General features: G+C 66.0%; 23 protein-coding genes. 13 read left to right on the top strand and 10 right to left on the bottom strand.

Annotation, left to right across the window (positions count from 1 at the left end):
• Positions 1-62 precede the first annotated feature (62 nt).
• Together ahcY and GV027_RS01115 are read right to left on the bottom strand one after the other, a co-directional pair.
• A complete protein-coding gene (ahcY, locus tag GV027_RS01120) occupies positions 63-1,496 on the bottom strand; it encodes an adenosylhomocysteinase (RefSeq protein WP_037530116.1) in 1,434 nt (477 codons plus the stop codon).
• 173 nt (positions 1,497-1,669) lie between these two features.
• On the bottom strand, positions 1,670-2,230 hold the full coding sequence (locus GV027_RS01115; RefSeq protein ID WP_159510683.1) for a YqgE/AlgH family protein: 561 nt from the start codon (positions 2,228-2,230) through the stop codon (positions 1,670-1,672).
• A 109-nt stretch (positions 2,231-2,339) separates the two neighbouring features.
• On the opposite strand from GV027_RS01115, the gene GV027_RS01110 reads away from it, so the two are divergent.
• The 3 genes from GV027_RS01110 (at position 2,340) to GV027_RS01100 (ending at position 4,920) form a co-directional block, all read left to right on the top strand.
• Entirely contained in the window at positions 2,340-2,819 is a 480-nt protein-coding gene (locus GV027_RS01110; RefSeq protein ID WP_031394784.1) for a peroxiredoxin, read from the top strand.
• A gap of 121 nt (positions 2,820-2,940) precedes the next feature.
• Entirely contained in the window at positions 2,941-4,377 is a 1,437-nt protein-coding gene (locus GV027_RS01105) for an AMP nucleosidase (protein ID WP_031439894.1), read from the top strand.
• A 78-nt stretch (positions 4,378-4,455) separates the two neighbouring features.
• A complete protein-coding gene (locus GV027_RS01100) occupies positions 4,456-4,920 on the top strand; it encodes a hypothetical protein (RefSeq protein WP_159510682.1) in 465 nt (154 codons plus the stop codon).
• Between the two features lie 164 nt (positions 4,921-5,084).
• Here GV027_RS01100 and GV027_RS01095 read toward each other — a convergent pair whose 3' ends face one another.
• Together GV027_RS01095 and GV027_RS01090 are read right to left on the bottom strand one after the other, a co-directional pair.
• Entirely contained in the window at positions 5,085-6,917 is a 1,833-nt protein-coding gene (locus GV027_RS01095) for a M2 family metallopeptidase (RefSeq protein ID WP_159512667.1), read from the bottom strand.
• A gap of 162 nt (positions 6,918-7,079) precedes the next feature.
• Positions 7,080-7,841, bottom strand: a complete 762-nt coding sequence (locus tag GV027_RS01090) for an alpha/beta fold hydrolase (RefSeq protein WP_159510681.1) — start codon at positions 7,839-7,841, stop codon at positions 7,080-7,082.
• Positions 7,842-8,175: 334 nt separating this feature from the next.
• Here GV027_RS01090 and GV027_RS01085 point away from each other — a divergent pair, with 334 nt between their 5' ends.
• Positions 8,176-8,817 (top strand): YitT family protein, encoded by a 642-nt coding sequence (locus GV027_RS01085; RefSeq protein ID WP_159510680.1) that lies wholly within the window; start codon positions 8,176-8,178, stop codon positions 8,815-8,817.
• Between the two features lie 134 nt (positions 8,818-8,951).
• Here the strand turns inward: GV027_RS01085 and GV027_RS01080 are convergent, their stop codons facing one another.
• Positions 8,952-9,980, bottom strand: a complete 1,029-nt coding sequence (locus GV027_RS01080) for an aspartate-semialdehyde dehydrogenase (protein ID WP_031439890.1) — start codon at positions 9,978-9,980, stop codon at positions 8,952-8,954.
• Positions 9,981-10,078: 98 nt separating this feature from the next.
• A complete protein-coding gene (locus GV027_RS01075; protein ID WP_236558990.1) occupies positions 10,079-12,283 on the bottom strand; it encodes a S9 family peptidase in 2,205 nt (734 codons plus the stop codon).
• Between the two features lie 305 nt (positions 12,284-12,588).
• Between GV027_RS01075 and GV027_RS21855 the strand changes: the two genes are divergently transcribed.
• Positions 12,589-13,353: a DUF6975 family protein gene (locus GV027_RS21855; RefSeq protein ID WP_443029516.1), complete on the top strand. Its 765-nt coding sequence runs from the start codon at positions 12,589-12,591 to the stop codon at positions 13,351-13,353.
• Between the two features lie 18 nt (positions 13,354-13,371).
• Here the strand turns inward: GV027_RS21855 and bla are convergent, their stop codons facing one another.
• Positions 13,372-14,238, bottom strand: a complete 867-nt coding sequence (gene bla, locus GV027_RS01065) for a class A beta-lactamase (protein WP_159512666.1) — start codon at positions 14,236-14,238, stop codon at positions 13,372-13,374.
• Positions 14,239-14,409: 171 nt separating this feature from the next.
• Here bla and GV027_RS01060 point away from each other — a divergent pair, with 171 nt between their 5' ends.
• The 5 genes from GV027_RS01060 to GV027_RS01040 all read left to right on the top strand — a co-directional run bounded on the left by GV027_RS01060 (position 14,410) and on the right by GV027_RS01040 (position 19,047).
• Positions 14,410-15,264: an AAA family ATPase gene (locus GV027_RS01060; protein ID WP_031394950.1), complete on the top strand. Its 855-nt coding sequence runs from the start codon at positions 14,410-14,412 to the stop codon at positions 15,262-15,264.
• A gap of 128 nt (positions 15,265-15,392) precedes the next feature.
• Positions 15,393-16,793, top strand: coding sequence for a hypothetical protein (locus GV027_RS01055; RefSeq protein WP_236558988.1), 1,401 nt, complete (start codon positions 15,393-15,395; stop codon positions 16,791-16,793).
• A gap of 73 nt (positions 16,794-16,866) precedes the next feature.
• Positions 16,867-17,412 carry a CHAP domain-containing protein gene (locus GV027_RS01050; RefSeq protein ID WP_031394952.1) on the top strand — a complete coding sequence of 182 codons (546 nt, stop codon included), beginning with the start codon at positions 16,867-16,869 and terminating at the stop codon, positions 17,410-17,412.
• A 64-nt stretch (positions 17,413-17,476) separates the two neighbouring features.
• Positions 17,477-18,655 carry a vWA domain-containing protein gene (locus tag GV027_RS01045; RefSeq protein WP_159510676.1) on the top strand — a complete coding sequence of 393 codons (1,179 nt, stop codon included), beginning with the start codon at positions 17,477-17,479 and terminating at the stop codon, positions 18,653-18,655.
• Positions 18,656-18,738: 83 nt separating this feature from the next.
• A complete protein-coding gene (locus tag GV027_RS01040) occupies positions 18,739-19,047 on the top strand; it encodes a hypothetical protein (protein WP_159510675.1) in 309 nt (102 codons plus the stop codon).
• A 57-nt stretch (positions 19,048-19,104) separates the two neighbouring features.
• Here GV027_RS01040 and GV027_RS01035 read toward each other — a convergent pair whose 3' ends face one another.
• Positions 19,105-20,202 (bottom strand): anhydro-N-acetylmuramic acid kinase, encoded by a 1,098-nt coding sequence (locus GV027_RS01035; protein ID WP_159510674.1) that lies wholly within the window; start codon positions 20,200-20,202, stop codon positions 19,105-19,107.
• 96 nt (positions 20,203-20,298) lie between these two features.
• On the opposite strand from GV027_RS01035, the gene rimO reads away from it, so the two are divergent.
• Positions 20,299-21,627 carry a 30S ribosomal protein S12 methylthiotransferase RimO gene (gene rimO, locus GV027_RS01030; protein WP_159510673.1) on the top strand — a complete coding sequence of 443 codons (1,329 nt, stop codon included), beginning with the start codon at positions 20,299-20,301 and terminating at the stop codon, positions 21,625-21,627.
• 78 nt (positions 21,628-21,705) lie between these two features.
• Here the strand turns inward: rimO and GV027_RS01025 are convergent, their stop codons facing one another.
• Positions 21,706-21,852 (bottom strand): lmo0937 family membrane protein, encoded by a 147-nt coding sequence (locus GV027_RS01025; RefSeq protein ID WP_159510672.1) that lies wholly within the window; start codon positions 21,850-21,852, stop codon positions 21,706-21,708.
• 161 nt (positions 21,853-22,013) lie between these two features.
• Here GV027_RS01025 and GV027_RS01020 point away from each other — a divergent pair, with 161 nt between their 5' ends.
• On the top strand, positions 22,014-23,408 hold the full coding sequence (locus GV027_RS01020) for a serine hydrolase domain-containing protein (protein WP_159510671.1): 1,395 nt from the start codon (positions 22,014-22,016) through the stop codon (positions 23,406-23,408).
• A 10-nt stretch (positions 23,409-23,418) separates the two neighbouring features.
• Positions 23,419-24,807, top strand: a complete 1,389-nt coding sequence (locus GV027_RS01015; RefSeq protein ID WP_159510670.1) for a leucyl aminopeptidase family protein — start codon at positions 23,419-23,421, stop codon at positions 24,805-24,807.
• A gap of 54 nt (positions 24,808-24,861) precedes the next feature.
• On the opposite strand, the gene tpiA is transcribed toward GV027_RS01015, so the two are convergent.
• Positions 24,862-25,617, bottom strand: coding sequence for a triose-phosphate isomerase (gene tpiA, locus GV027_RS01010; protein ID WP_159510669.1), 756 nt, complete (start codon positions 25,615-25,617; stop codon positions 24,862-24,864).
• Positions 25,618-25,659 lie beyond the last annotated feature (42 nt).

Here is a 25,659-nt window from a genome sequence, read left to right as displayed (position 1 = left end):
AGAAAAGGCCGCGTCCACCCTTCGGTAGACGCGGCCTTTTCCGCTTCAGATCGCGTGGGCGATCAGTAGCGATAGTGATCCGGCTTGAACGGGCCTTCGACGGGCACGCCGATGTAACCGGCCTGCTTCGGGGTAAGCTGCGACAGCTTCACGCCCAGCTTCTCGAGGTGCAGCGCTGCGACCTTCTCGTCGAGATGCTTCGGCAGGACATAGACTTCGTTCTTGTAGTTCTCGCCCTTGGTCCAGAGCTCGATCTGCGCGAGCGTCTGGTTTGTGAACGAGGCCGACATCACGAACGACGGGTGGCCGGTGGCGCAACCCAGGTTCACGAGGCGACCCTTCGCCAGGATGATGATCTGCTTGCCGTCCGGGAACTTCACCAGGTCGGTGCCGGGCTTCACTTCGGTCCAGTCATAGTTGGACAGAGCGGCGATCTGGATCTCCGAATCGAAGTGACCGATGTTGCAGACGATCGACATCGGCTTCATCGCCTTCATGTGATCGGCGGTGATGACGTCGGCATTGCCGGTCGCGGTGCAGAAGATGTCCGCACGCTTCACGGCGTCTTCCATCGTCACGACCTCGAAGCCCTCCATCGCCGCCTGCAGTGCGCAGATCGGATCGACTTCGGTGACCATCACGCGTGCGCCGCCGTTGCGGAGCGACTGCGCCGAACCCTTGCCGACGTCACCGAAACCGGCGACGCAGGCGACCTTGCCGGCGAGCATGACGTCGGTCGCGCGACGGATCGCGTCGACCAGCGATTCCTTGCAGCCGTAAAGGTTGTCGAACTTCGACTTGGTGACCGAGTCGTTGACGTTGATCGCGGGGAACGGCAGCTCGCCCTTCTTGGCGATCTCGTACAGCCGGTGAACGCCGGTGGTGGTCTCTTCCGAGACGCCCTTCAGGTTCTTCACGGTCTCGGTCAGATAGCCGGGGTTCTTTGCGACATACGCCTTGAGCGCACGCTGCATCTCGACCTCTTCCTCGTTCTCGGGCTCGGGCATCGTGTGGCCGGCTTCGAGCTTCGCACCCCAGAGTGCGAACATCGTCGCGTCGCCACCGTCATCGAGGATGATGTTGGCGGTCTGGCCCTCGACGTCGCGATCCCACGAGAAGATGTCGCCGACATAGTTCCAGTAGTCGGCGAGCGTCTCGCCCTTAATCGCGAACACCGGCACACCCGACGCGGCGATCGCGGCGGCGGCATGGTCCTGCGTCGAGAAGATGTTGCACGTCGCCCAGCGGACGTCGGCGCCGAGCGCGGTCAGCGTCTCGATCAGCACCGCCGTCTGGATCGTCATGTGCAGCGAACCGGTGATGCGCGCGCCCTTGAGCGGCTGCGCTGCGCCGAATTCCTCGCGGAGCGACATCAGGCCCGGCATTTCGGTTTCGGCGATGTTGATCTCGGCGCGGCCGAAATCGGCAAGGCTGATGTCGGCGACGACGTAATCGGTCTTGCCGTCCGTCTTCTGGGGCGCGAGCGTGGTGGCCACGAGGATATCTCCTGGAAATCTTTGATCGGCGGGCCTCATGCCCGTGCCGGATGCAGGGCCGCATAGAGGAACGGGCCGCTCAAATCAAATATAAAGATATCTTTATATGATGCCCGGAGAGGCCTCCGCCGCGCTAGAATGTCATCTTGACCTGCGGATCCGCACGGTGATCTTCACGCCGTACCGGTATCCGCCACGAGCAGGCGCGGGTCGACGCCGGCCCGCTCGAACGCCCTGCTCCAGCGCTCATCCGCGCTGGTGTCGAACACCAGATCGGCAGCGCCGGCGACGTTGAACCAGCCGGGGCGTGCGAGTTCGCCCTCGATCTGCCCGCTGTCCCATCCCGCATAGCCGAGCGCTACGACCCATTGCGACGGTCCCTTCCCCTCCGCGATCGCGCGGAGCACGTCGATCGTGCTCGACAAGGCCCAAAGGCCTGCGACCTCGATCGTGTCCTGCCCCCCCCAGTCGCACGAGTGGATGACGAAGCCGCGACGGGGTTCGACCGGGCCGCCGAAATGCACCGGGGCGTTGGGCGCGTCACCGGGTGCGATCTCGAACTGGTCGAGCAGGTCGTGGAAGCCAAGCCCGTCGACGGTGGCCCCAAGGCCAATCCCGAGCGCGCCGTTTTCATCATGACTGCACATTGCAATGACCGCACGGGCGAACCGCGGATCGCTCATTCCCGGCATTGCCAGAAGGAGTTGCCCGGAAAGAAAAGCCGTCTTGTCCATGCCCTAGACCATAGCGTCGCGACGGCTCCGCCGCCACGCTTGAAATCGCGCGCCTCCCATACGAGGTACCGTCCGCCCGGGACGATCTCGCGGCGACAGGAGAATTTCCATGACGATCAGCGTCGGCGACCGGCTTCCCAACACCACTCTCGTCAAGGCCACCGCGGACGGCCCGGATCAGGTCGAGTCCGAGACCTTCTTCGCGGGCCGCAGGGTCGCGCTCTTCGCGGTTCCCGGCGCGTTCACTCCGACCTGCTCGGCCAAGCACCTGCCGGGCTTCGTCGAAAAGGAAGCCGCACTGAAGGCCAAGGGCATCGACGAGGTCGCCTGCACCTCGGTCAATGACGCGTTCGTGATGGATGCCTGGGGCAAGTCCGCCGGCGCCGGCGACATCACGTTGCTCGCAGACGGCAATGGCGATTTCGCCAAGGCGGTCGGACTGACGATGGACGGCTCGGGCTTCGGCATGGGCACGCGCAGCCAGCGTTATTCGATGATCGTCAATGACGGCGTCGTCGAGCAGCTCAATGTCGAAGCCCCCGGCGAGTTCAAGGTCAGCTCCGCCGAGCATCTGCTCAGCGAGATCTGATCGCGTCGCGTGCCTGATTGAACGTCGCGCTCCGTCATCCTCGCGCACGTGGGAATGACGGAGCTGGCGTGGCACGCGCGCTAGTCTTGCCTCCGTAATCTCGCCCGCGTAACACTGGGCGATGACAATCGCATCCGACCTGGTCGCTGAACTCGACCGCCTCTACCGCGCCTCCGTTGCGCGGCTTCAGTCCGCCATGAGCGCCTATATCGCCGACGGCACCGTGCCCGATCCGGCAACCCGCAGCGATGGCTCGTTCGCCTATCCCGAAATCCGGCTGATCTACAAAGGCGGCATTGACCGCCCGACCCCGCTCCGCTCCTTCGGACGCATGGTGAATCCCGGAGAATACCGGATCAGCGTGACCAAGCCCGCGATCTTCGCCGATTATCTGACCGAACAGCTGACGCTGCTGATCGAGGATTACGACGTCGAGGTCGAAGCCGTCGAAGGGCGGCAGGAGATCCCCTTCCCGTACGTCATCGATCCCGGCCACGCGCTGAGCCTCGACGAGGTCTCTGCGACCGAACTCGCACGGTTCTTTCCCGCCACCGAGCTCGCGCATATCGGTGACGAGATCGCCGACGGGCTGTGGGTGGCACAGGACGACACGCGCCCGCTCGCGCTGTTCGATGGCTTGCGGACCGATTTCAGTCTCGCACGGCTGCGCCATTACATGGGCACCCCTGCCGAACACGCGCAGCGCTTCGTATTGTTTACGAACTATCACCGCTATGTCGATGAATTCGTTCGCTGGGCGGGCACGCAGCTCGGCGAAGGCAGCCGGTTCACGACGCTGTCGGGCGCGGGCGGGATCACGATTTCGTCAGGGGATGATATCGACAAGATCATCTCCGACAGCGCATGGCGGCGGCACCAGATGCCCGCCTATCACCTGATGGCGGACGACCGCACCGGGATCACGCTCGTCAACATCGGCGTCGGCCCGTCCAACGCCAAGACAATCTGCGACCATCTCGCGGTGCTGCGTCCCGAGGCCTGGCTTATGATCGGTCACTGCGGCGGCCTGCGTCCCAGCCAGCGGATCGGCGACTATGTGCTCGCGCATGCCTATCTGCGCGACGACCATGTGCTCGACGACGTGCTCCCGCCCGAAATCCCCGTCCCTGCGATCGCCGAGGTCCAGGTGGCGATGGCCAAGGCCGCCGAGATCGTCTCTGGCCAGTCGGGCGAGGACCTGAAGCGCCGGCTGCGGACTGGCACGATCGTCACCACCGACGACCGCAACTGGGAGCTGCGCTATTCGAAATCGGCGCTGCGCTTCTCGCTGTCGCGCGCGGTCGGCATCGACATGGAATCGGCGACGATTGCCGCACAGGGCTATCGCTTCCGCGTTCCCTACGGCACGCTGCTCTGCGTCTCGGACAAGCCGCTCCATGGCGAGCTGAAGCTGCCGGGTCAGGCCAACCGCTTCTACGAACGCGCGATCAGCGAGCATCTGCGGATCGGGATCGAAACCTGCGAGCAGCTTCGCCAGGAGGGTGCCAAGCTGCACAGCCGCAAGCTGCGGGCGTTCGACGAGCCGCCGTTCCGGTAAGGCCTGCCGCGCGATTTTCGGAGCGCATCGCATGCCAATGCGTTACGCCCGCGGGATCATTTGTGAGGGAGCATAGCCGTGGCCGACACCGACCCGCCTGAAACGGACGCCAAGAAGCCCGTCGTCACGCGCCGCCGCGCACCGCGCAAGGCCAGTGCACCCAAGCCGGCCAAGCCCGTCGTTGCGCCGGCCGCGCCCTCGCTCGACACGCCGACATCCGACAAGGCGGTCCCCGTCTCCCGCAAGCCCAAGCCTGCCCCCAAGCCGCGCTCGACCAAGCGCAGCACGCCGCGACCGATATCGGCGCGCAAGACGCCGCCGCCCGTCGCTAAGCCGATCGACAAGGTCGGTGGCAAATGGAGTGCCGCCGCGATCGCGGGCGGCGTCGCGGTACTCGGCGCTGCCGCCGCGCTGCTGACGTTGCGCGGCAGCACACCAAAGACGCCCAAACCCGCTGGCAAGCACGCGCATCAGGCGGACGGTACGGATTCGTCTAAGTCGTTCGAGGCAGGGATTGCCGACGAAGGGACGATCCCGGAATAATCGCCCCCGGGACCGTTCGACCGGTTCCCTCCCCCGGCTAAGACCGGGGAGGTACGAGGCTGCTCCCCCGCGGACGCCTGAGCCCCGCTAAAACCCGAAACGCGCTCGCGGCCCTGGATCCCCGCTTTCGCGGGGAAACGGGGCGGTTGAATGACAGCCTTGCCTCACCAACCGGTGGGCTTGCCCTTGTTCTGCACGTCGAGCCACGCCTTGAGCGGCTTGAAATACTCGACCAGCGCCGCGCCCGACATCTCGCGGCTGCCCGTGAACACCTGCAACGCGTCGGGCCAGGGCTTGGACTGGCCCATGCTCAGCATCGCGTTCAGCTTCGTGCCGACCGCCTTGTTGCCGTAGAACGAGCAGCGATGCAGCGGCCCCTTCCACCCCGACTGCTCGCACGCCGCCTTGTAGAACTGGAACTGCAGCACGCGCGCGAGGAAGTAGCGCGTATAGGGCACCGCCGCCGGGATGTGATATTTCGCGCCCGCGTCGAACTTCGTCTCGTCGCGCGCGACCGGCGGCTTGATCCCCTGATATTGCAGCCGCATCTGGTCCCAAGCCGCCTGATAGCCGCCCGTCGGGATCTGTCCCGAGAACACGCCCCAGCGCCATTTGTCGATCAGCAGCCCGAACGGCAGGAACGCGACCTTGTCCATCGCCTGACGCAGCAACAGGCCGATATCCTTGTCCGCGCTCGGCACCCGCGCCTGATCGAGCAGCCCGATCTTCACCAGATAATCCGGCGTGATCGACAGCGCGACGGTATCCCCGATCGCCTCATGGAAGCCGTCGTTCGCGCCGTTCTTGTACAGCATCGGCTGCGCCTTGTACGCGCGCTGATAGTAATTGTGGCCGAGCTCATGGTGGATCGTGACGAAGTCGTCCGCATTCACCTTGGTGCACATCTTGATGCGGATATCGTCCTGGTTGTCGATATCCCAGGCCGAGGCGTGGCAGATCACGTCGCGGTCCGCGGGCTTGGTGATCTGCGACCGCTTCCAGAAGGTCTCGGGAAGCGGCGCAAAGCCCAGCGACGAGTAGAAGCCCTCGCCCTGCTTCACCATCTTCACCGCGTCATAGCCCTTGGCCTTCAGCAGCTCGCCCGTGTCGAAGCCGAGATCGCCAGATCCCTTGGGGGCGACGATGTCGTAAATGTTGCCCCATTCCTGCGCCCACATATTGCCGAGCAGGTCGCTGCGGATCGGCCCGGTCTTCGCCTGGACCGCGTCGCCATATTTCTCGTTGAGCTTCCACCGCGTATAGGTGTGCAGCGCCATGTAGAGCGGCTCGACCTCTTTCCAGATCTTGTCGGTCAGCGCGGCGAACTGCTCGGGGCTCATGTCGTAGCCCGACCGCCAGAGCGCGCCCACATCCTTGTAACCGAGCTCGCGCGCGCCCTCGTTCGAGATCGCGGTCATCTTGGCATAGTCGCCGCGCATCGGTGCGCCGACCGCGTCGTTCCAGCTCGTCCACATCTCCTGCAGCTTGGCGGGATCGCGGCTCTCGCCCATCGCCGCCTCGATGTCCGAGCCATTGATCGGCTTGCCGTCGAGCGTCCCCATGCCCTTGCCGTAGGAGGACGACATCTTCGTCGTCAGCATCGACAGCTCGTCCGATGCGCCCGGCCGCGTCGGCGCGGGCAGCGTCAGCCCCCCGCGGAGCAGGTCGAGCTTGCGCTTGGTGTCGATCGACAGGCCCGGGACATTGGCGTATTTCGCCGCGCCCAGAGCATATTTCACGCCGAGATCGGTCATCTCCGCGCCCGACTTCGCCGCCAGCGCATCGGTATCGTCGGTGATGTAGGTCGCGTTCACCCACGCCACGCGCGATGCGTCGACCGACTTGGCGGCAAATATCTTTTCCGCCTCGGCGACGAACGCATCCGCCTGCGCGGCGGTCGGCCTGGACGCAGCAGCGGTGGCCTGAGCACCGGCCACCGACGGCGCAGCGCACAGCGCGCCGGCGAGAGCAAACATCGAAACGCTGAACCGAACCATCATCATCCCCTTATCGTGAGGCCCTGATGGATGATCCGCCGCCGGATGGTCAACCCGCCAGCCACGCCCCCTCCCGTCATCCTGACGAAAGTCAGGATCCAGGGTCACGGGGGGCGGCGCTGCTTGGCTGCGGGTCCTGACGTTCGTCAGGATGACCGGGCGCTATGCAGCAAGAAAGTCCGCGATCGCCTGGCCAAGCTCGGGCTTCACCACCGCGCTCATATGCCCGCCCGGCGTCGCGACATAGCGGCCATGCGGCAGGACCGCGGCGAGATCCGGTGCCGACCCGTTATCCTCATCCTCCGCACCGCACACCACCAGCGCCGGCTGCTCGATCGCCCTGACCGCCTCGATCGGTGTATCCGCAAAGGTCTCGAGGATCCCGAGCAATGCGACCGGATCGCCGCCCGTGGTCTTCAGGAACGCCTCGGCGAGCCACTCGGGCGTGCCCTGAACATGCTTGCCCAGATTGGTGAGGATATTGCGGAAATGCCCCGCGCGCCGCGACGTCTCGGTCAGTCCGGCGAGGCCCATCCCGGAAAAGACCACGCGCCTCGGCGTCGCGCCCGTGGCGAGCATCCGCGACGTCGTCCGCGCGCCCAGCGAATAGCCGCCAAGATCATAATCGGTCAGCCCGAGATGATCGACCAGCGCATGGCCGTCGAGCGTCAGCGCATCCGCGGGGTAGAATTCCAGCCCATGCGGCTTGCCGCTCTCGCCGTGCGCGCGCAGGTCGGGCATGATCACACGGAACCCCTTGGCCGCGATTTTGGCGGCATGGCCGTAGCGGATCCAGTTGGTCTTCGCATCGGAGAAATAGCCGTGGATCAGCAGCACCGGCCGCCCCTCGCCGACCTCGCGCCACGCGATCCGCGTGCCGTCGAAGCTCTCGAAATACTGCGTCTCGGTCGGGGAATGTGCCACGGATCCAGATCCCTATAATCTTAGGATGTTGCCGCCCCCGTCCGACACACGACACCGTGCTGTCAACCGCCACGAAGAGACGCGCTCCGAGGAGTATCCGCGACCCACCGCTACGTCATCCTGACGAAAGTCAGGATCCAGAGCCACGTATGCGGCGCTTGGTATCCTGGATCCTGACTTTCGTCAGGATGACGAGCGCCCATCGTTATGGCCCCGCCGCACGACGACATTGCAAAAAGGGGTAGTGTGACACGCAAACTCCTTTAGCTAAGGCGCAAGGATCGCGTCGGACGATTCATCGAGGATGCGCGAAGGGCCCGACCAAGGACCCGCAATGCCGCCATCTGCCGACGCCACCCTCCCCTTAGCCACCCTTCCCCTGGGACGCCCGCACAGTATCGCGGAGGATTTTTACGCGCTCGTCATCGGCTGTATCCTGCTGGTGATCGGGCTGGTCTTCCTAAAGGCGGCGGGGCTCGTCACCGGCGGGATCGCCGGGATCGCGCTGCTGCTGTCCTATCTGGTGCCCTTGCCGACCGGCGTCCTGTTCACGCTGATCAACCTGCCCTTCTTCCTGTTCGCGCATTACGCGATGGGCCGCCGTTTCGCGATCAAGACGATGCTGGTGAATGCCGGGATCGCCGCCTTCTCGACCTTCGCGGGCGGATCGATGCACGTCGATCAGATGCACCCGTTCTTCGCCGCGATCGTCGGCGGCACGGTGATCGGGCTCGGCATCCTCGTCCTCGCGCGGCATCAGGCCGGGGTCGGCGGCACCGGGGTCGTGACGCTGTGGCTACAGCGCACGCGCGGCTGGAATGCGGGCCGCACGCAAATCGCGCTCGATGTGGTGATCCTCGCCGCCGCGATTCCCGTGGTGAGCACGGGCCAGCTTCTCTGGTCGGTACTCAGCGCGGCGGCGATCAGCCTGATCCTGATCGCCTGGCACCGGCCGGGACGGTATATCGGCCACTGATCGCCACCGACCCTCTTCGTCATCCCGGGCTCGACCCGGGACCCAGAGTATCAAGGGCGACAGCCGTGGCCCTGGGTCCCGGGTCGAGCCCGGGATGACGGGAGGGCGGCACAGCCTCCCCCCAGATCAGTCCCTTACGCGTCCTTCTTCAGATGCCGTCGCCCGAGCAGCTCGGCGATCTGCACCGCGTTCAGCGCCGCGCCCTTGCGCAGATTGTCCGACACGCACCACAGGTTGATGCCGTTCTCGACGGTCGAATCCTCGCGCACGCGGCTGATGAAGGTCGCGAACTCGCCGACGCATTCGATCGGCGTGATGTAGCCGCCATCCTCGCGCTTATCGATCAGCATGACCCCGGGCGCCTCGCGCAGGATGTTCTGCGCCTCCTCGGCCGAGATCTCGTTCTCGAACTCGATGTTGATCGCTTCCGAATGGCCGACGAACACCGGCACGCGGACGCAGGTCGCGGTGACCTTGATCTTCGGGTCGAGGATCTTCTTGGTCTCGACCACCATCTTCCACTCTTCCTTGGTTGACCCGTCGTCGAGGAAGCTGTCGATGTGCGGGATCACGTTGAACGCGATCTGCTTGGTGAACTTCTTGGCCTCGGCCGGGTCGCCGACGAAGATGTTGCGGCTCTGCTCGAACAGCTCGTCCATGCCCTGCTTGCCCGCGCCCGACACCGACTGATAGGTCGCGACGACGACGCGCTTGATCTTGGCCGCGTCATGCAGCGGCTTGAGCGCGACGACCATCTGCGCGGTCGAGCAGTTCGGGTTGGCGATGATGTTGCGGACCTTGTAGCCGTCGATCGCGTCCGCATTCACTTCGGGCACGATCAGCGGCACGTCCGGATCCATCCGGTAGAGCGACGAATTGTCGATCACGGTGCAGCCCGCCGCGGCGAACTTCGGTGCGTAGACCGCGGTCGCCTCCGACCCGATCGCGAAAAGCGCCATGTCCCAGCCGGTGGGGTCGAAATTCTCGATATTCTGGCATTTGATCTGCTTGCCGGTGTCACCGAAATCGACCATCTCGCCCTGGCTGCGCGACGATGCGACGCAGGCGATCTCGTCCGCCGGAAATTCACGCTCCGCCAGGATGTTGAGCATTTCGCGCCCGACATTGCCGGTCGCCCCTGCGACCACGATCCGATAACCCATTATGTCGTCCCTTGATGCCGCCGCGAAACGATCGCGACATTGCTGATTTTCATCCGGGCGCGTCCGTATACGTCTCCGACGCGCCCTGCCAGATAACTTTATTTCGTCGCGGGCAAGCTCGCCCCTTCGCCGGGAACCGGTTTGTCCTTCACCGTCCGGTCGAGGAAGTTCAGGATCGTCCCCCAGACATGCTCGCTGATCCCCGGCCCGGCGACGCGGTGCGTATAGCCCGGGTAGAACATCATCTCGAACGGCGTCGCAGTCGCCTGCATCTTGGCCGCGACCTTGGTCGAATTGTCGAGGAACACGTTATCGTCCGCCATGCCGTGGATCAGCAGAAGCGGATCCTTGATCAGCGACGCATCCTCGACCGCGGCCGACGTCGCATAGCTCGCCGGATCGGTCTTGGGATCGCCCAGATACCGCTCGGTATAATGCGTGTCATAGAGCTGCCAGTCGGTGACCGGCGCGCCCGAGACTGCGGCGGCATAGACTCCCGGCGTCTTCTCCAGCATCTTCAGCGACATGTACCCGCCATAGGACCAGCCATAGGTCGCGATCTTGCTCGGCTCGACGAACGGCAGCGTCTTCAGATACTCCGCCCCGCTCAGCTGGTCCTCGACCTCGACCGTGCCCATCGCATGATAGATCGCGTCCTCGAACTTCTTGCCGCGGTTGTAGGAGCCGCGATTGTCGATCTGGAAGAAGATCCAGCCCTGATCGACCAGATATTGCGGCAGGGGCCCCTGCCAGCCGCGCGTGACCTGCTGGCCGGTGCCCGGACCGCCATAATGCTGGAAGAAGACGGGATATTTCTTGCCCGGCTCGATCGGCGGGGTGATCATTTCGTAATAGAGCGTCGTGCCGTCCTTGGCCTTCAGCGTCCCGAACCTGGTCTGCTGATGGCTGGCGGCATAGGGGTAATAGGGATGCCCCTCCTTCACCGCATTCTCGTTGATCCACGAGATCCGCTTGCCGGTCGCATCCGCCAGATAGACCTGGGTCGGCTGTGACGGGTTCGAGCGCGAGACGATGAACCGCGTCCCCGCGCCGTCCATCGACGCGCTGTTCCACCAGCCGCTCTCGGTCAGCTTGGTGATCGCGTTCGGCTTGGCGATATCGACCGAATAGAGCTGCTGCTCGAGCACATCATCCTTGTTGCCCGTGAAGAACAACCGCCCCTTGGCCTGGTCGACGCCGACCAGCCCGGTCACGACCCAATCGCCCTTGGTCAGCTGCGTCCAGCGCCCTGCCGCGAACCGGTAGAGATGGCCATAGCCGCTGCGCTCCGACCGCCAGATGAGGCTGCCGTCCTTCAGCACGCGGTAGGCGTCCGACAGGTTCAGCCAGCTCTTCACCCCCGACTTCTCGGTGAACAGGATCGTCGACTTGCCCGTTGCCGGGTCGACGCGCAGCATCTCGAGCAGCTTCTGGTCGCGGCTCTGGCGCTGGACGAGCAGCATCGTCCCGTCGGGCGTCCAGTCGACCCGCGCCAGATAGATGTCGGGATTGGTGCCCAGATCCACCTTCACCTGGCCCGACCCGTCGGGCTTCATCACGTACAGGTCGACCAGCGCGTTGGGCGTGCCCGCGGCGGGATAGCGCTGGTCATAGACCTTGGTCCCGGTCGCGCCGATCGACGCGCGCGTGAAGATCCGCACCGGTGCCTCGTCGAACCGCTCGACCGCGACATAACGCTCGTCGGGCGACCACCAATAGCCCGTGCGGCGATCCATTTCCTCCTGCGCGACGAACTCCGCCTCGCCGAAATGGACGGTGCCGCCGCCGCCCTTGGTGACCGCGCGCGCCTCGCCACCCGCGAGCGGCTGGACGACGAGATTCTGGTCGCGGACATAGGACACGAACCCGCCCTTGGGGCTGATCACAGGGTTCAGCTGGCCACCCGGTGTATCCGTCAGCCGCCGGACCTTGCCGTCGAGCGTCGCGATGTACAGGTCGCCGTCGAGTGGCACGAGGATCGACTTGCCATCGGGGGCCCAGTCATAGGCGACGATACCCTTCGACCCGGCGATCCGCGCGCGCTCGCGCTGCATCTTCTCGGCTTCGCTCAGCTCGGCGCCGCTGCCTACACTCTTCGAATCGACGAGCATCCGCTCCTGGCCCGTGGCGGTATCGACCGCCCACAGGTCGAACCGCTCCTTCTCGTCCGCCCGGTTGCGCAGCGAGGTCAACAGCGCACCGTCGGGCGACAGCCGAACCGCGCGCGGCTGCGGGCCCGACAGGTCGGGATTGCCGAACACCCGCGCCAGCGTCAGATCGCCGGCCGAGGCTACAGCTGCCATGGGAGCCGCTGCCGGATCGCTCGGCTTGGCAACGCCGTCGGCTCCGCCAGCCGTTTGCGCGGACGCGCCGTCAGCAGCCATCGCGGCGGTTCCGACCGAAGCAAGTGCAAGCCCAAGCAACCATGTACGCATCCTATAGTCTCCGATGGACGGGCTCCAGCGCGGCGCCGGTGCCGCGCGCGTTATCGCGGCGCGTCCCGCCCCCGTAAAGCCGTAAACCCCGCGTGATGCGCTCGCCCGCGGCCAAGCCGTCAAGCCCAGGCCGACCGGACCCGCCGGCGGATGGTTAGCAGCCGGTTAACGTCATGTGCACGCCGTCTTTACACGTGACGTGCAAGGACCTGCGACCGGACGTCCGCACGCATATGGCGCGCGGGCATCCCAGACATGACCGGGGACTAATGGCTTCGACGACGGCATCCATTGACGAAACACGGCCCGGCCCTTGGGACGTCGTCGCGCGCCTTGGCGCCGTCGACGGTGCTGTCGCGCACCCTCACGCGACGCGGCTGATTCAATCCGCCCCAGCCCAGCGCAACCTGTCAGATGCGGTGCACGCGTTCTGTGACGTCTATGGACGGCACCCAGGGATGATCGACGACGCCTTGCTGCGCGGCGCACAGCTCGCATCGCTGCCCTGGCTCGAAACCGCAGCGACCGGGTTCGCGATCGAACGCGGCTATCTCGCCCAACTGACCGCGGCCGTGGGGCCGTTGCCCTCGACACCGGGTCAGGCGGCGACCGAGGCCGCCCTCGCCGGCGTGCGCAACGCGCTGGAGATCCTGTCCGGTTCGGAGCGCGCCGGTTGCGCCACGGGGGCAGTGGCCGCGCTGCTCCACGACTGGGCAGTGACGCGCGATGTGCTCGACCTTGCCGCGACCCGCTTCGGCATCGTCGCGCCGCCGCGCGCGCTCCCGCCCGCTGACGTCAGCGCCAAGGCGCTGGCGACGCTGGGTGCAACGCCTGGTACGCGGCGCGCCATCACTTTCGGGGCGCAGCAGCTCTACGCCCAGCATCGCGGCCTCTGGTCGCTGCTCGAAGCCCGCGCCAGCGCGCGCGGCGATCTCTGAACGGATTGCACACGCTGCCTAGGCCAGTGTCGTAGCAACTCCCCGGGCAACCTCTGAAAACAACGTCTTGAACTGCGCCTCGGTCGGCGTGCCGCCGCGCGTGTAGACACTGATGATGATCGGCGTGTCGGGATCGCGCCACAACACCCCGACGTCGCCGGCCGCGTCCTTGCCGTTGTTACCCGTCTTGTTGCCGATCACCCACGCGCGCGGCAGACCGGCCCGCAACCGCGCGTCGCCGGTCCGGCATTGCCGGAGCCACAGCATGAGCAGCGCGCGTGACGAGGGCGACAATACCGGACCACGTGTCAGCCGTCCGATCGTCGACGCCATCGCCCTAGGCGTCGTCGTGTTGCGCAACCCACCCGGCGGCGTACGGTTCAGGAACGGCTCGATATCGTCCAGCCGGCTGACATCGTCGCCGAGACCCCGCCAATAGGCGGTGAGCGCGGCGGGTCCGCCGATCCGCTGCAACAAGATGTTGGCGCAGCTATTGTCGCTCTGCTCGACTGCCGCTTGGCACATCTCGCCAAGCGACATCTCGCCGCGCGCCAGATTCTGTCGGGCGACGGGCGCGTGCCAGTCCTGCAGGTCTGCGGGCGATAGCGCGATCCTGTCTGCCAGCCGCGCCCGGCCGCGATCGACCCGGTTCAGCACGCACGCGGCGAGCGAGGCCTTGAACGTGCTGCACATGACGAACCGCTCATCGGCACGCCAGGCGATCGCCCTCCCCGTCATCAGGTTGCGCGCGTAAATCCCGACATGGCCGCCGCTCGCGGCCTCATAGTCGGTGACGCCAAGCGGAGGAGCCTCGCTGCGTGCGAAGGCCGGACGCGTGACGAGCGTTGCGGAAACGCCTGACAGGACGGCCCGCCTGTTCAGCATGATGATCGTGATGCCTCCTCCAGCCGCGCCGTTTCGCCGCGCGATCGTTCCGTACACCGTCCGGGCCCTGCCACGAACCCCGATCGCTGGCGGTGCCGTCATCGTCCGGGTTGCGTCGGATACCCAACAGCTTCTATCCGTACCGGGAATTCGATTCTGACGGGAATGGGCATGAAGCGCTTCGAAGGCACGCAGAGCTATGTCGCGACCGACGACCTCAAGGTCGCGGTCAACGCCGCGGTGACGTTACGCCGCCCGCTGCTGATCAAGGGTGAGCCCGGCACCGGCAAGACCGTGCTTGCCTATGAGATCGCCAAGGCGCTCGGCGCGCCGCTGATCGAATGGAACATCAAGTCGACGACCAAGGCGCAGCAGGGGCTGTACGAATATGACGCTGTCGCCCGCCTGCGCGACGGCCAGCTCGGCGACGAGCGCGTCCACGACATCGGCAACTACATTCGCAAGGGCAAGCTCTGGGAGGCGTTCACTCAGCCGGCACCGCCCGTCCTGCTGATCGACGAGATCGACAAGGCCGATATCGAGTTCCCGAACGATCTGCTGCAGGAACTCGATCGGATGGAATTCCACGTCTACGAGACCAAGGAAACCGTCCGCGCGGTCGAGCGTCCGATCGTCATCATCACCAGCAACAACGAGAAGGAACTGCCCGACGCGTTCCTGCGCCGCTGCTTCTTCCACTATATCAAGTTTCCCGACCGCGACACGATGCAGGCGATCGTCGATGTCCATTTCCCCGGGATCCAGCGCATGCTGGTCTCGCGCGCGATGGACCTGTTCTACGACGTCCGCGACGTCCCCGGGCTCAAGAAAAAGCCCTCGACCTCCGAACTGCTCGACTGGCTCAAGCTGCTGCTGCACGAGGACATGCCGCTCGAGACGCTGCAGAACCGCGATCCGACCAAGGCGATCCCGCCGCTGCACGGCGCACTGCTCAAGAACGAACAGGACGTGATGCTCTTCGAACGCCTCGCCTTCATGGCAAAGCGGCAGAAGAACCAGGGGTAGTTCGGGAGCGGCGGGACAGCAGCGGCCGGAACCGTCCGCCTGAGCAACGCTGAAAACGCGGCCTTAATCAGTTGGGCGCTAATGCTCCGGGGGTGCGCCACAACCTGTCCCTCCCCGCGACATCCGCGTTGTTTGCGATCCTGGGCGTCGCGGTCTGGGTGCGGATCCTATCGGCCCATAGCGGGCTGTGGGTCGACGAGGCGTGGTCTGCGGTGCTGGTGGCGAGGGCGGACACACCCTGGGCCGTGTTCACCTCGATCAACCACGACAATAATCACCATCTGAACAGCCTGTGGATGCAGGCGGTCGGCTATGCCGCGCCGCCGCTGGCCCTGCGTGCGCTGTCGATCGTCACCGGCGCTGCCGCGGTGCTGGTCGTCGCCGCGATCGGTGCGCGGCGCTCCACGGCGCATGCGCTGGTCGGCGCGGCGCTGTTCGCGCTGTCGCCGATCCTGGTCAATTATGGCAGCGAAGCGCGCGGCTATGCGCCAATGCTGCTGTGCGCGCTGGGTGCAATCCTGGTCGCCGCACGCTGGCTCGACGGGCCCGCCCCTGCGCCCCGCCATGCGCCGGGGCTGCTTGCGGTCCTGACCACGCTCGGACTCCTGTCGCAGTTGACGATGCTGTTCTTCGTGGCTGCGATCGCCGGCTGGGTCGCGCTGACGCTGCGCCAGCGGGTTGCCACAGGGACGGCCGCTGCGATGACCGCGCGGCTGATGCTGCCGAGCGTCGTTGCCGTCATGCTCGTCTTCACGCTGGTCTTCGGCGCCGCCGCCGCAAGCCCCGGCGGCATGCAGGTCGGCGACTATGTGCCCTTCTCGTTCGCCAGCCTGGTCAGCGCGCTGCAGGTCATGCTGGCGACGACGGTCGGTGCATCCGCCTTGCCACGTTGGTGGATCGCGGTCCTCGCGCTCACACTATGCGTCGCCGCAATGGTCGCCGTCGCGCATCGACGCCCCATGGCGTGGCTGGCAATGCTCGCCATTGCAGGACTCCCAATCGCCCTCGCCACGCTTCACGTCGCCAACACAGGAATGCCGCGATATTTCCTGCTCTCCAGCGTGGCTATACTGCTGCTCCTGACCGACCTGGCCGCCACGGCGCTGACGAAAGGCCGCCGGTCAAGGATGCTGGCCGCGCTCGCCCTCACCCTCCTCGCGATCGGCATGGTCCACGACATCGCGCAGGACATTAAGCGACGACGCGGCGATATCGATGCCGCCATCGCCCGCGTCCGCATCGAAGCACCGGGCGGCGCACGCGTTCATGTCGATCACCTCCAGCCGGTTGCCCCGCTTCGGGTCGCAGCCGCAACGGCGCACTATCCGCTCGTTCTGACGAGTGACTGCCGACCTGCGCAGTTCGTCTTTGTCGATCTCGACGACGGCGGCGCGGCGGCCACGACGCGACGCTGCGGACGCGTCTATACGCTCCGGACCGTCCGCCGCCGGGGGATGCTGTCGGGAACCGACTGGGCGCTTTACGGACTACCGCACGCGCGCAACGCCTTGTCGTCTAATCCATATTGAGGCTGGCGCATCGTCATGCCATTAACCACAGGCGGCAACATGGCGGTCATGGGACGGCCTTTAGGATCACGGGATGAATCGCTTCAGTCGCGCCCTTCTCTCCGCTGTCCTCACGATCGGCGCGGGGTCTGCTGCACAGGCATCGCTGCTCGACTATGTCGGGCAGTGCGTTCCGTTTGCGCGGGCGGCCTCGGGGATCGAGATCTATGGCGATGCTTGGACCTGGTGGCGTCAGGCCGATGGCCGGTACGAGCGGACGCACCGACCAAAGACGGGCTCCGTCATCGTCTTCGCCAAGACGGCCCGCCTGCCTATGGGGCATGTCGCGGTCATCAGCCGCGTCGTCGAGAAGCGCGTCGTGATGCTGACCCATGCCAATTGGTCGCGCCAGAACGGCGAACGCGGTCATGCCGAACAGGACGTCACGCTGTTCGACGTCTCGCCAGCCAATGACTGGAGCCGCGTCAAGGTCTGGTACAAGGATGTCGACGGCCTCGGCGGCGGCATCTACCCCGTCTACGGCTTCATCCACGGCGATGCGCGACCCGCGGCCGAACTGACCAGTCGCAATCCCGATTATGTCGGCGCGCTGATCGACGCATACGTCCCGGGCAGCTGACCGCGCATACCCGATCCTCGACTCGCCCCTCGACTTCGCGGGGCTGGAGAGGCAGGATAGGGCGATGTTTCTCAATTTTCTCGACGAGCTGCGTAGCGCGGGCATCCCGGCCAGCCTCAAGGAGCATCTGCTCCTGCTCGAGGCGCTCGACGCCGAGGTGATCGAGCGGACGCCCGAGGAATTCTACTACCTCTCCCGCGCGGTCTATGTGAAGGACGAGGGGATGCTCGACCGCTTCGACCAGGTCTTCGCCAAGGTCTTCCGCGGCCTCGCCACGAGCTATGGCATGACGCCGACCGACATCCCCGAGGATTGGCTGAAGGCGGTCGCCGAGAAATTCCTCACCCCGGACGAGATGGCCGCGATCCAGTCGCTGGGCTCGTGGGACGAGATCATGGAGACGCTCAAGAAGCGGCTCGAGGAACAGCAGGGACGCCATCAGGGCGGCAACAAATGGGTCGGTACCGGCGGCACCTCCCCCTACGGCAATGGCGGCTACAACCCCGAAGGCGTGCGCATCGGCGGCGAGAGCCGGCACAAGCGCGCGCTGAAGGTCTGGGACCAGCGTGAGTTCCGCAATCTTGACAACACCCGCGAACTCGGCACGCGAAACATCAAGATCGCGCTGCGACGCCTGCGCCGGTTCGCACGCGACGGCGCCGCGGACGAACTCGACATCGACGGCACGATCGCCGGCACCGCGCGCCAGGGCTATCTCGACATCGTCATGCGCGCCGAACGCCGCAATGCGATCAAGATGCTGCTGTTCCTCGATGTCGGGGGATCGATGGATCCCTTCGTCAAGCTCTGCGAAGAGCTCTTCTCCGCCGCGACCACCGAATTCAAGAACCTCGAATTCTATTATTTCCACAATTGCCCGTATGAAGGTGTGTGGAAGGACAACACGCGCCGCTTTGCCGAGCGCACGCCCTTGTGGGACGTGCTCCACAAGTTCGGCCATGATTACAAACTGGTGCTGGTCGGTGACGCATCGATGAGCCCGTACGAGATCACCCATCCCGGCGGCTCGGTCGAGCATTTCAACGAGGAGCCGGGCGCGGTGTGGATGCAGCGCCTGACGACCACCTATCCGTCTGCGGCATGGCTCAACCCCGTGCCCGAGGCGCAATGGGGCTATTCGCAATCGGTCCGCATCATGCGCGAACTGATGACCGACCGCATGTACCCACTGACTCTCGCCGGTCTCGACGACGCGATGCGTGAGCTTACCCGCAAGCGCTAAGGCCCCGCCTGCGCGATCCCGTAACGGAACCGTCATGGACCCGGTCGGTTTACCGTGCATCATCCCTGTGCGAGGAATAGCTTATGTCGTCGATCCCGAATTCTGCCATGCCGCATGCCAAGGTCAAGCATGACGACGACGCCGCGCCGGCTCCCGCCGCCAAGGGCGACTGGATGGACGATGCGACGGACGCGGCAAAGGCCGGCATCGCCACCGCCACCGACGCGGTGAAGTCGCACCCGAAGACCGCGATCGCGGTCGGCGCCACGCTGGTCGCCGGCATCGCCGCTGCGATCGCTGCACCGGCGCTGCGCGCCAAGGACACACCGGAAAAGAAGACCCCGCCAAAGCCCGCACCCAAGAAGCCCGGCAAGCCGAAAAAGGCTCACTGAGCGAAATGTGTGGCCCGCCCGAAAAGGCGGGCCATGATTTTTTGCATCCCGCCGGGCTCAGACCGCGTGGACGACCCCGCCAGCCATCGCCGCCGGCACCCCCGTCGTCCCCGGAAAACTGATCGGTAGCCCGCGGAGCGTCCGCACCGCCATATAGGCGAAACCTTCCGCCTCCAGCGCATCGCCGTTCCACCCGAGCGCGTCGGTCGCCTCAACCCGCAGCCTGGTCGCCGCGGCGATCATGTCCAACATCGTCGGATTATGACGTCCACCGCCCGCAACCAGCAGCCGCTTGGGTCGCGCGGGCAGATGCCGGACCGCGTCCGCGACCGTCGCTGCAGTGAATGCGGTCAGCGTCGCCGCACCGTCCGCCGCCGACAGCCCGCGCGCCGGCTGTATGGTAAAATCATTGCGATCGAGCGACTTGGGCGGCGGTGCATCGAAGAACGGGTGATCGAGCATCGCCGTCAGCACCGTCTCGTCGACGCGCCCCGCCGCCGCCAGCGCGCCCCCCTTGTCGTAACGCGCGCCCGTCTCCGCCTCGACCCAGCTGTCGATCAGGCCGTTCGCCGGCCCCGTATCGAACGCGACCAGCGAGTCGTTGCCATTTGTCGCGCCGGGAATGAAGGTGATGTTGCCGACCCCGCCCAGATTCAGCACCGCGACCGGCCCGTCGAGCGTGGACGCCAGCGCCGCATGATAGACCGGCAGCAGCGGCGCGCCCTGCCCCCCCGCCGCCACATCGGCCGACCGGAAATCGGATACCGTCGTGATCCCCGTCGCCCGTGCCATCGCCGCGCCGTCGCCGATCTGCCACGTCCAGCCCCGATCGGGCCGATGCGCGATCGTCTGTCCGTGAAACCCGATAACATCGATCTCCGCCGCGGCGACGCCGGCATCCGCCAGCAGCTTGTGTACCGCGAAGACATGCGTACGCGTGATGAGATCACCCGCCGCGACGATTGGCGGACTGGCGCGCGGCCGCTCGAACGTCAGCGCCATCCGTGTCGCGTCGGACAGTTCCGCGCGCGCCGCATCCGAATAGGGCTCCCCACGGAACGCGATGGGGCGGACCATCGCCTCGCCATCGGTCTCGATCAGCGCGGCGTCGATCCCGTCGAGCGACGTCCCCGACATCAATCCAATCGCCAGCATTTTGGGTCCTTTTCCCTGTCCTCAGACCCGGCCATGACGGATCGCATCTCGACCGCCTAGAAAAAACCGAACTTTGCGCCTATGTGCGCGGCTCCCATGGCAACCATACTCCCCACTCCGCCCAAGATCGGCATGGTCTCGCTCGGCTGTCCGAAGAACCTCGTCGACAGCGAGCGGATCCTCACGCAGCTGCGCGGCGACGGCTATCAGATGTCGCCCGACTATGCCGGTGCCGACATTGTCCTCGTCAATACCTGCGGCTTTCTCGATTCGGCGAAAGAAGAAAGCCTCGAGGCGATCGGTGAAGCCATTGCCGAGAACGGCCGCGTCATCGTCACCGGCTGCATGGGCAAGGAAGCCGAGGCGATCCGCGCGCGCTTCCCGCAGGTGCTCGCGATCACCGGTGCGCATGAATATGAGCAGGTCGTCGGCGCGGTCCACGAAGCCGCTCCGATGCCGCCGTCCGCGTTCCTCAACCTGATCCCGGATGCCGGGCTCAAGCTGACCCCGCGGCACTACAGCTATCTGAAGATCTCGGAAGGCTGCAACCATCGCTGCTCCTTCTGCATCATCCCGAGCCTGCGCGGCGATCTCGTCAGCCGTCGTCCCGACGCGATCCTGCGCGAAGCCGAAAAGCTCGTCGCCGCGGGCACGAAGGAACTGCTGGTCATCAGCCAGGACACGTCGGCCTATGGCGTCGACCTGCGCCACTCGGTCTGGCCGCTGAAGGGTGGCGGCGAGGTTCGTGCGCACATGACCGATCTCGCGCGCGAACTCGGCAAGATCGCGCCGTGGGTGCGGCTGCATTACGTCTACCCCTATCCGCACGTCGACCACGTCATCCCGCTGATGGCTGAGGGCCTGGTGCTGCCCTATCTCGACATCCCGTTCCAGCATGCCGCGCCAGCGGTGCTGCGCCGCATGAAACGCCCCGGCAACGACGCCAAAGTGCTCCAGCGCATCCACAAATGGCGTGAGATCGCGCCCGACATCACGATCCGCTCGACCTTCGTCGTCGGCTTTCCCGGCGAGACCGAGGAGGATTTCCAGTATCTGCTCGACTGGCTCGACGAGGCGCAGCTCGACCGCGTCGGCGCGTTCCGGTTCGAACCGGTCGAGGGCGCGGCCGCCAACCTGCTGCCGGACCACGTGCCCGAGGCGCTCAAGGAAGAGCGCTACGCCCGGATCATGGAAAAGACTGCGGCGATCTCGGCAGCGAAGTTGCAGGCCAAGATCGGCCGGACACTCGACGTGATCATCGACGTGCTCGACGACGAGGGGGCGACGGGTCGCTCACAGGCGGATGCGCCCGAGATCGACGGCGAGGTCTTCCTGCGCGACGCAGGTCACCTGACGGTCGGCGATATCGTACCCGTGACGATCGAAGATGCCGACGACCATGATCTGTACGGCGTGCCGGTCTGACGCGCCTGCGTCGGTCTTGACGCAACGATACTACCCCAAGGTGCACGCGAAAACGCCTGCACCTTGGGGTTCTTACGTTCAGACGACGTTGCGACCGGTGAACAGCTTCACGAGCACCACGATCACCGCAACCACGAGCAGGATGTGGATCAACCCGCCCGCGACGTGAAAGGCGAAACCGGCAAGCCAGAGGACGAGCAAGATGACGGCGATGGTCCAGAGCATGGCAGTTCCCAATCTGTTGTGATCACGTGATCGATGCCGCTGAAACGTCCCCGCGCTCGGGCGTGTTCCGCCGTTTAACCTAATATGGGTTAAGCTGCTCAGCTAGCTCGACATTAAGTTGCGGCGTTGCGCCGACACCCGCCTTCTGCTTCGATGTCGCCATGCTGTTTCGCCTGTTCACGCTCGCCGCGCTCGCGCTTCCCTTGCCCGCCATCGCGCAGTCGCTCACGCCTGCGGAAAGCGCGGAGATCGATACGCTCGTCGCCGGTTCGCTCCGCGATACGGGCGTTCCGTCCGCATCGATCGCGATCGTGCGCGGCGGGCGGATCGTGTTCGTCAAGGCCTATGGCAAGCCGTCCGAAACGATCGCGCGCGCGGATCCGGCGCTGCCCTATCAGATCGCGTCGATCTCGAAGCAATTCACCGCCGCCGCGATCCTGCTGCTCGAGGACGAGGGCCGGCTGAGCCTCGACGACACGGTCGCGAAATATGTCCCCGGCGTGACCGGCGGCGACCGGATCACGATCCGCCAGTTGCTCAGCCACACCTCAGGGCTGCAGGACTATTGGCCGCAGGATTACAGCTTTGCGGCGATGGCCACCCCCGTCACGCCACAGCAGATCGTCGATCGCTGGGGGAAGAAGCCGCTCGATTTCGAGCCGGGCACGCAGTGGCAATATTCCAACACGGGCTATGTCGTCGCGGGCCTGATCGTCGAGAAGGTCGCGAACCAACCGCTGCTCGACTTCCTGCAGCAGCGCATCTTCAAGCCGCTCGACATTCGCGCGCTCGATCAGGACAAGGCGATCGGCAGGGGCTTTCCGCAAGGCTATGGCCGTTTCGCGCTCGGGCCCGTCCGTCCCGAGACGCCGAGTGCGCCCGGCTGGCTCTACGCCGCGGGCGAGCTGTCGATGAGTGCGCGGGACCTCGCCAAATGGGACGTCGCGCGGCTTACCCGCACCGCGCTGCCCGCGGACGACTGGGCGGCGCAGGAGACCCCTATCAGGCTCGCTGACGGATCGACCAATGGCTATGGCCTCGGCGTCTCGACCGGCACCGCCAACGGCCGCCGCTATGTAGAGCATAGCGGCGAGGCGGTCGGTTTCCTGTCCGAGAACATCGTGTATCCCGACGATCAGGCGGCGATCGTCGTGCTGACCAACAGCTGGTTCAGCGATGCGGTCGGCCGGATCTCGAGCGGGATCGCGAACATCATCCTGCCACCCCCCGCCGCGAACGCAGAGGATGCCGCCGCCCTGCCCAGGGCACGCGCGGTCTATGATCAGCTCCGCACCGGCACGCTCGACCGCAGCCGCCTGACCGAGGACGCCAATTTCTATTTCAAGCCGGTGGCGCTCGCGGACTATAAATCGAGCCTCGGCGCGCTCGGCGAACCGACCGGTTTTGCGCAAACCGGCCGCGCCCGCTTGCGCGGCGGCTTCGTCAACCGCACCTATCGCATCACCTATCCCGACCGCACGCTGTCGCTCAGCACCTATGCCGAACCCGGCGCGAACGGCCGGTACGAACAATTCCTCGTGGCTCCCTCTCAGTAACTGGCACGCAATGACCGATTTCGCTTCCCTGCTTCAGCCCGACCGCGGCCAGTCCGCCACGCCGATCCACGTCGTCCGTCCGGAGGAGTTTGCGAGCTGGCTCGGTGCTCAGCCGCCGCGCATCCGCACCGCGGTCGCGGCGCATGGCCTGACCGGCAAGCCGGGCGACCGCGCCGTGCTGCACGGCGACGCCCCTGATACATGGTCGATGCTGCTCGTTTGTGACGAGGCGATGTCGTCGCCGTGGCGGATCGCCTCGCTCGGTGCCTCGCTTCCCGCGGGCACCTACCGCCTCGCAGAGGGCGACGTGGGGGGTGCCGGACTTGGCTGGATGCTCGCACAGCATCAGTTCGATCGCTATCGCAAACCCGTCGGCAAGCCCGCGCGCGTGTTGCTGACGAGCGAGGTCGCGTCGATCGAGCCAACGATCCGTCTTGCCGAGGCGACCGCAATGGTCCGCGACCTCGTCAACACCGGCGCATCGGATCTCGGCCCCGCCGAGCTCGAGGCGGCGGTAGAGACGCTCGCCGCCCGGCATGGCGCAACCGTCACGACGACGCGCGGCGCCGCGCTCGCCAGCGGCTATCCGATGATCCACGCGGTCGGCCAGGCAGCATCGGAGGCACGCGCGCCCCGGCTGATCGAGCTCGAATGGGGCGACCCCACGCACCCGCGCGTTGCGCTGGTCGGCAAGGGCGTCTGCTTCGACTCGGGCGGCCTCGACATCAAACCGTCGGCGGGCATGCGGCTGATGAAGAAGGACATGGGCGGCGCCGCGCACACGCTCGCCCTGGCCGGGCTGGTGATGGGGGCGAAGCTCCCCGTCCGGCTCCACCTGCTCATCCCCGCGGTCGAGAATGCGATTGCCGGAAATGCCTTCCGCCCGGGCGACGTACTCGACACGCGACAGGGCATGACGGTCGAGAATACCAATACCGATGCCGAGGGGCGGCTCGTTCTCGGCGACGCACTGACCCGCGCGGTCGAGCACCGCCCTGCGCTGATCCTCGACTTCGCCACGCTGACGGGCGCGGCGCGAGTCGCGCTCGGCCCCGATCTGCCGCCGCTGTTCACCGACGACGAAGCGCTCGCGGCTGAACTGATCGCCGCTAGCCACGCACAAGCCGACCCGCTCTGGCGGATGCCGTTGTGGAACGGGTATGACGACATGCTCAAGTCGGACATCGCCGATCTGGTCAACGCGCCCGATGGCGGTTTTGCCGGCGCGATCACCGCGGCGCTGTTCCTGCGCCGCTTCGTACCGCCCGGCATCGCGTGGGCGCATCTCGACGTCTTCGCCTGGCGCCCGACCGCGAAGCCCGGCCGCCCCAAGGGGGGCGAGGCCTATGCCTTGCGCGCCGCCTTCGCGATGCTGAGCACGCGGTACGGCACCTCTTGACCAAAGGCCTGACGCGGCACGCCCGAAGACAGGGCGTGCCGCGCTCTCGGCGGGTCAGCCGGCGCCGTCGATGCTCGCCGCGGCCTCGATGATCGGGACGAACTTGTCCGCGGTCAGGCTCGCGCCCCCGACCAGCGCGCCGTCGACATTCGCGGTCGCCAAGATGGCGGCCGCGTTGCTCCCGGTCACCGACCCGCCATAGAGGATCCGCACGCCCGCTGCCGCATCGCCGATCAGCATCCGCAGCTTCGCCCGCGCGATCGCATGGATCGCGGCGATCTCGTCGAGCGTCGGGGTGCGCCCGGTACCGATCGCCCAGCGCGGCTCATAGGCCAGCGTGAACCAGCTGCCGTCGGCATTGTCGGGCACCGACTTCTCGATCTGCGCCTGCACGACACGTTCGGCCCGATCGGCATCGCGTTCGGCCTCGGTCTCGCCGCAGCACAGGATGACGCGCAGTCCCTGCCGCCGCGCCGCCGCCGCCTTCGCCCAGGCGTCGTGGCTGGTTTCGTGCTGGTCAGCACGGCGTTCGGAATGACCGACGATCGTGAAGCGCGCACCCGCTTCCTTCACCATCCCCGCCGACACGCAACCCGTATGCGCGCCCGAATCGGCCTCGTGCACATCCTCGGCACCGATCGCGAGGGCCGGCGCGCGATCAGCCGCCGCGGCGATCAGCGTGAAGGGCACGGCAATTTCCACATCGACGTCCGGCGCGGCCGCCGCCGCCGCCGCAATCGCGTCGAGTTCAGCAAGCGCCGCGCGCGACCCGTTCATCTTCCAGTTTCCCGCTACCAACTTGCGCCGCATCGCACTCTCCCGATCATCATCGGTCCCGGATAGCGCTGACAC

This window comes from Sphingomonas sp. T1, assembly GCF_902506585.1.
In the GTDB taxonomy this organism is placed as follows: domain Bacteria; phylum Pseudomonadota; class Alphaproteobacteria; order Sphingomonadales; family Sphingomonadaceae; genus Sphingomonas; species Sphingomonas aerolata.
This window is presented reverse-complemented; position numbering and strand designations above follow the sequence as displayed.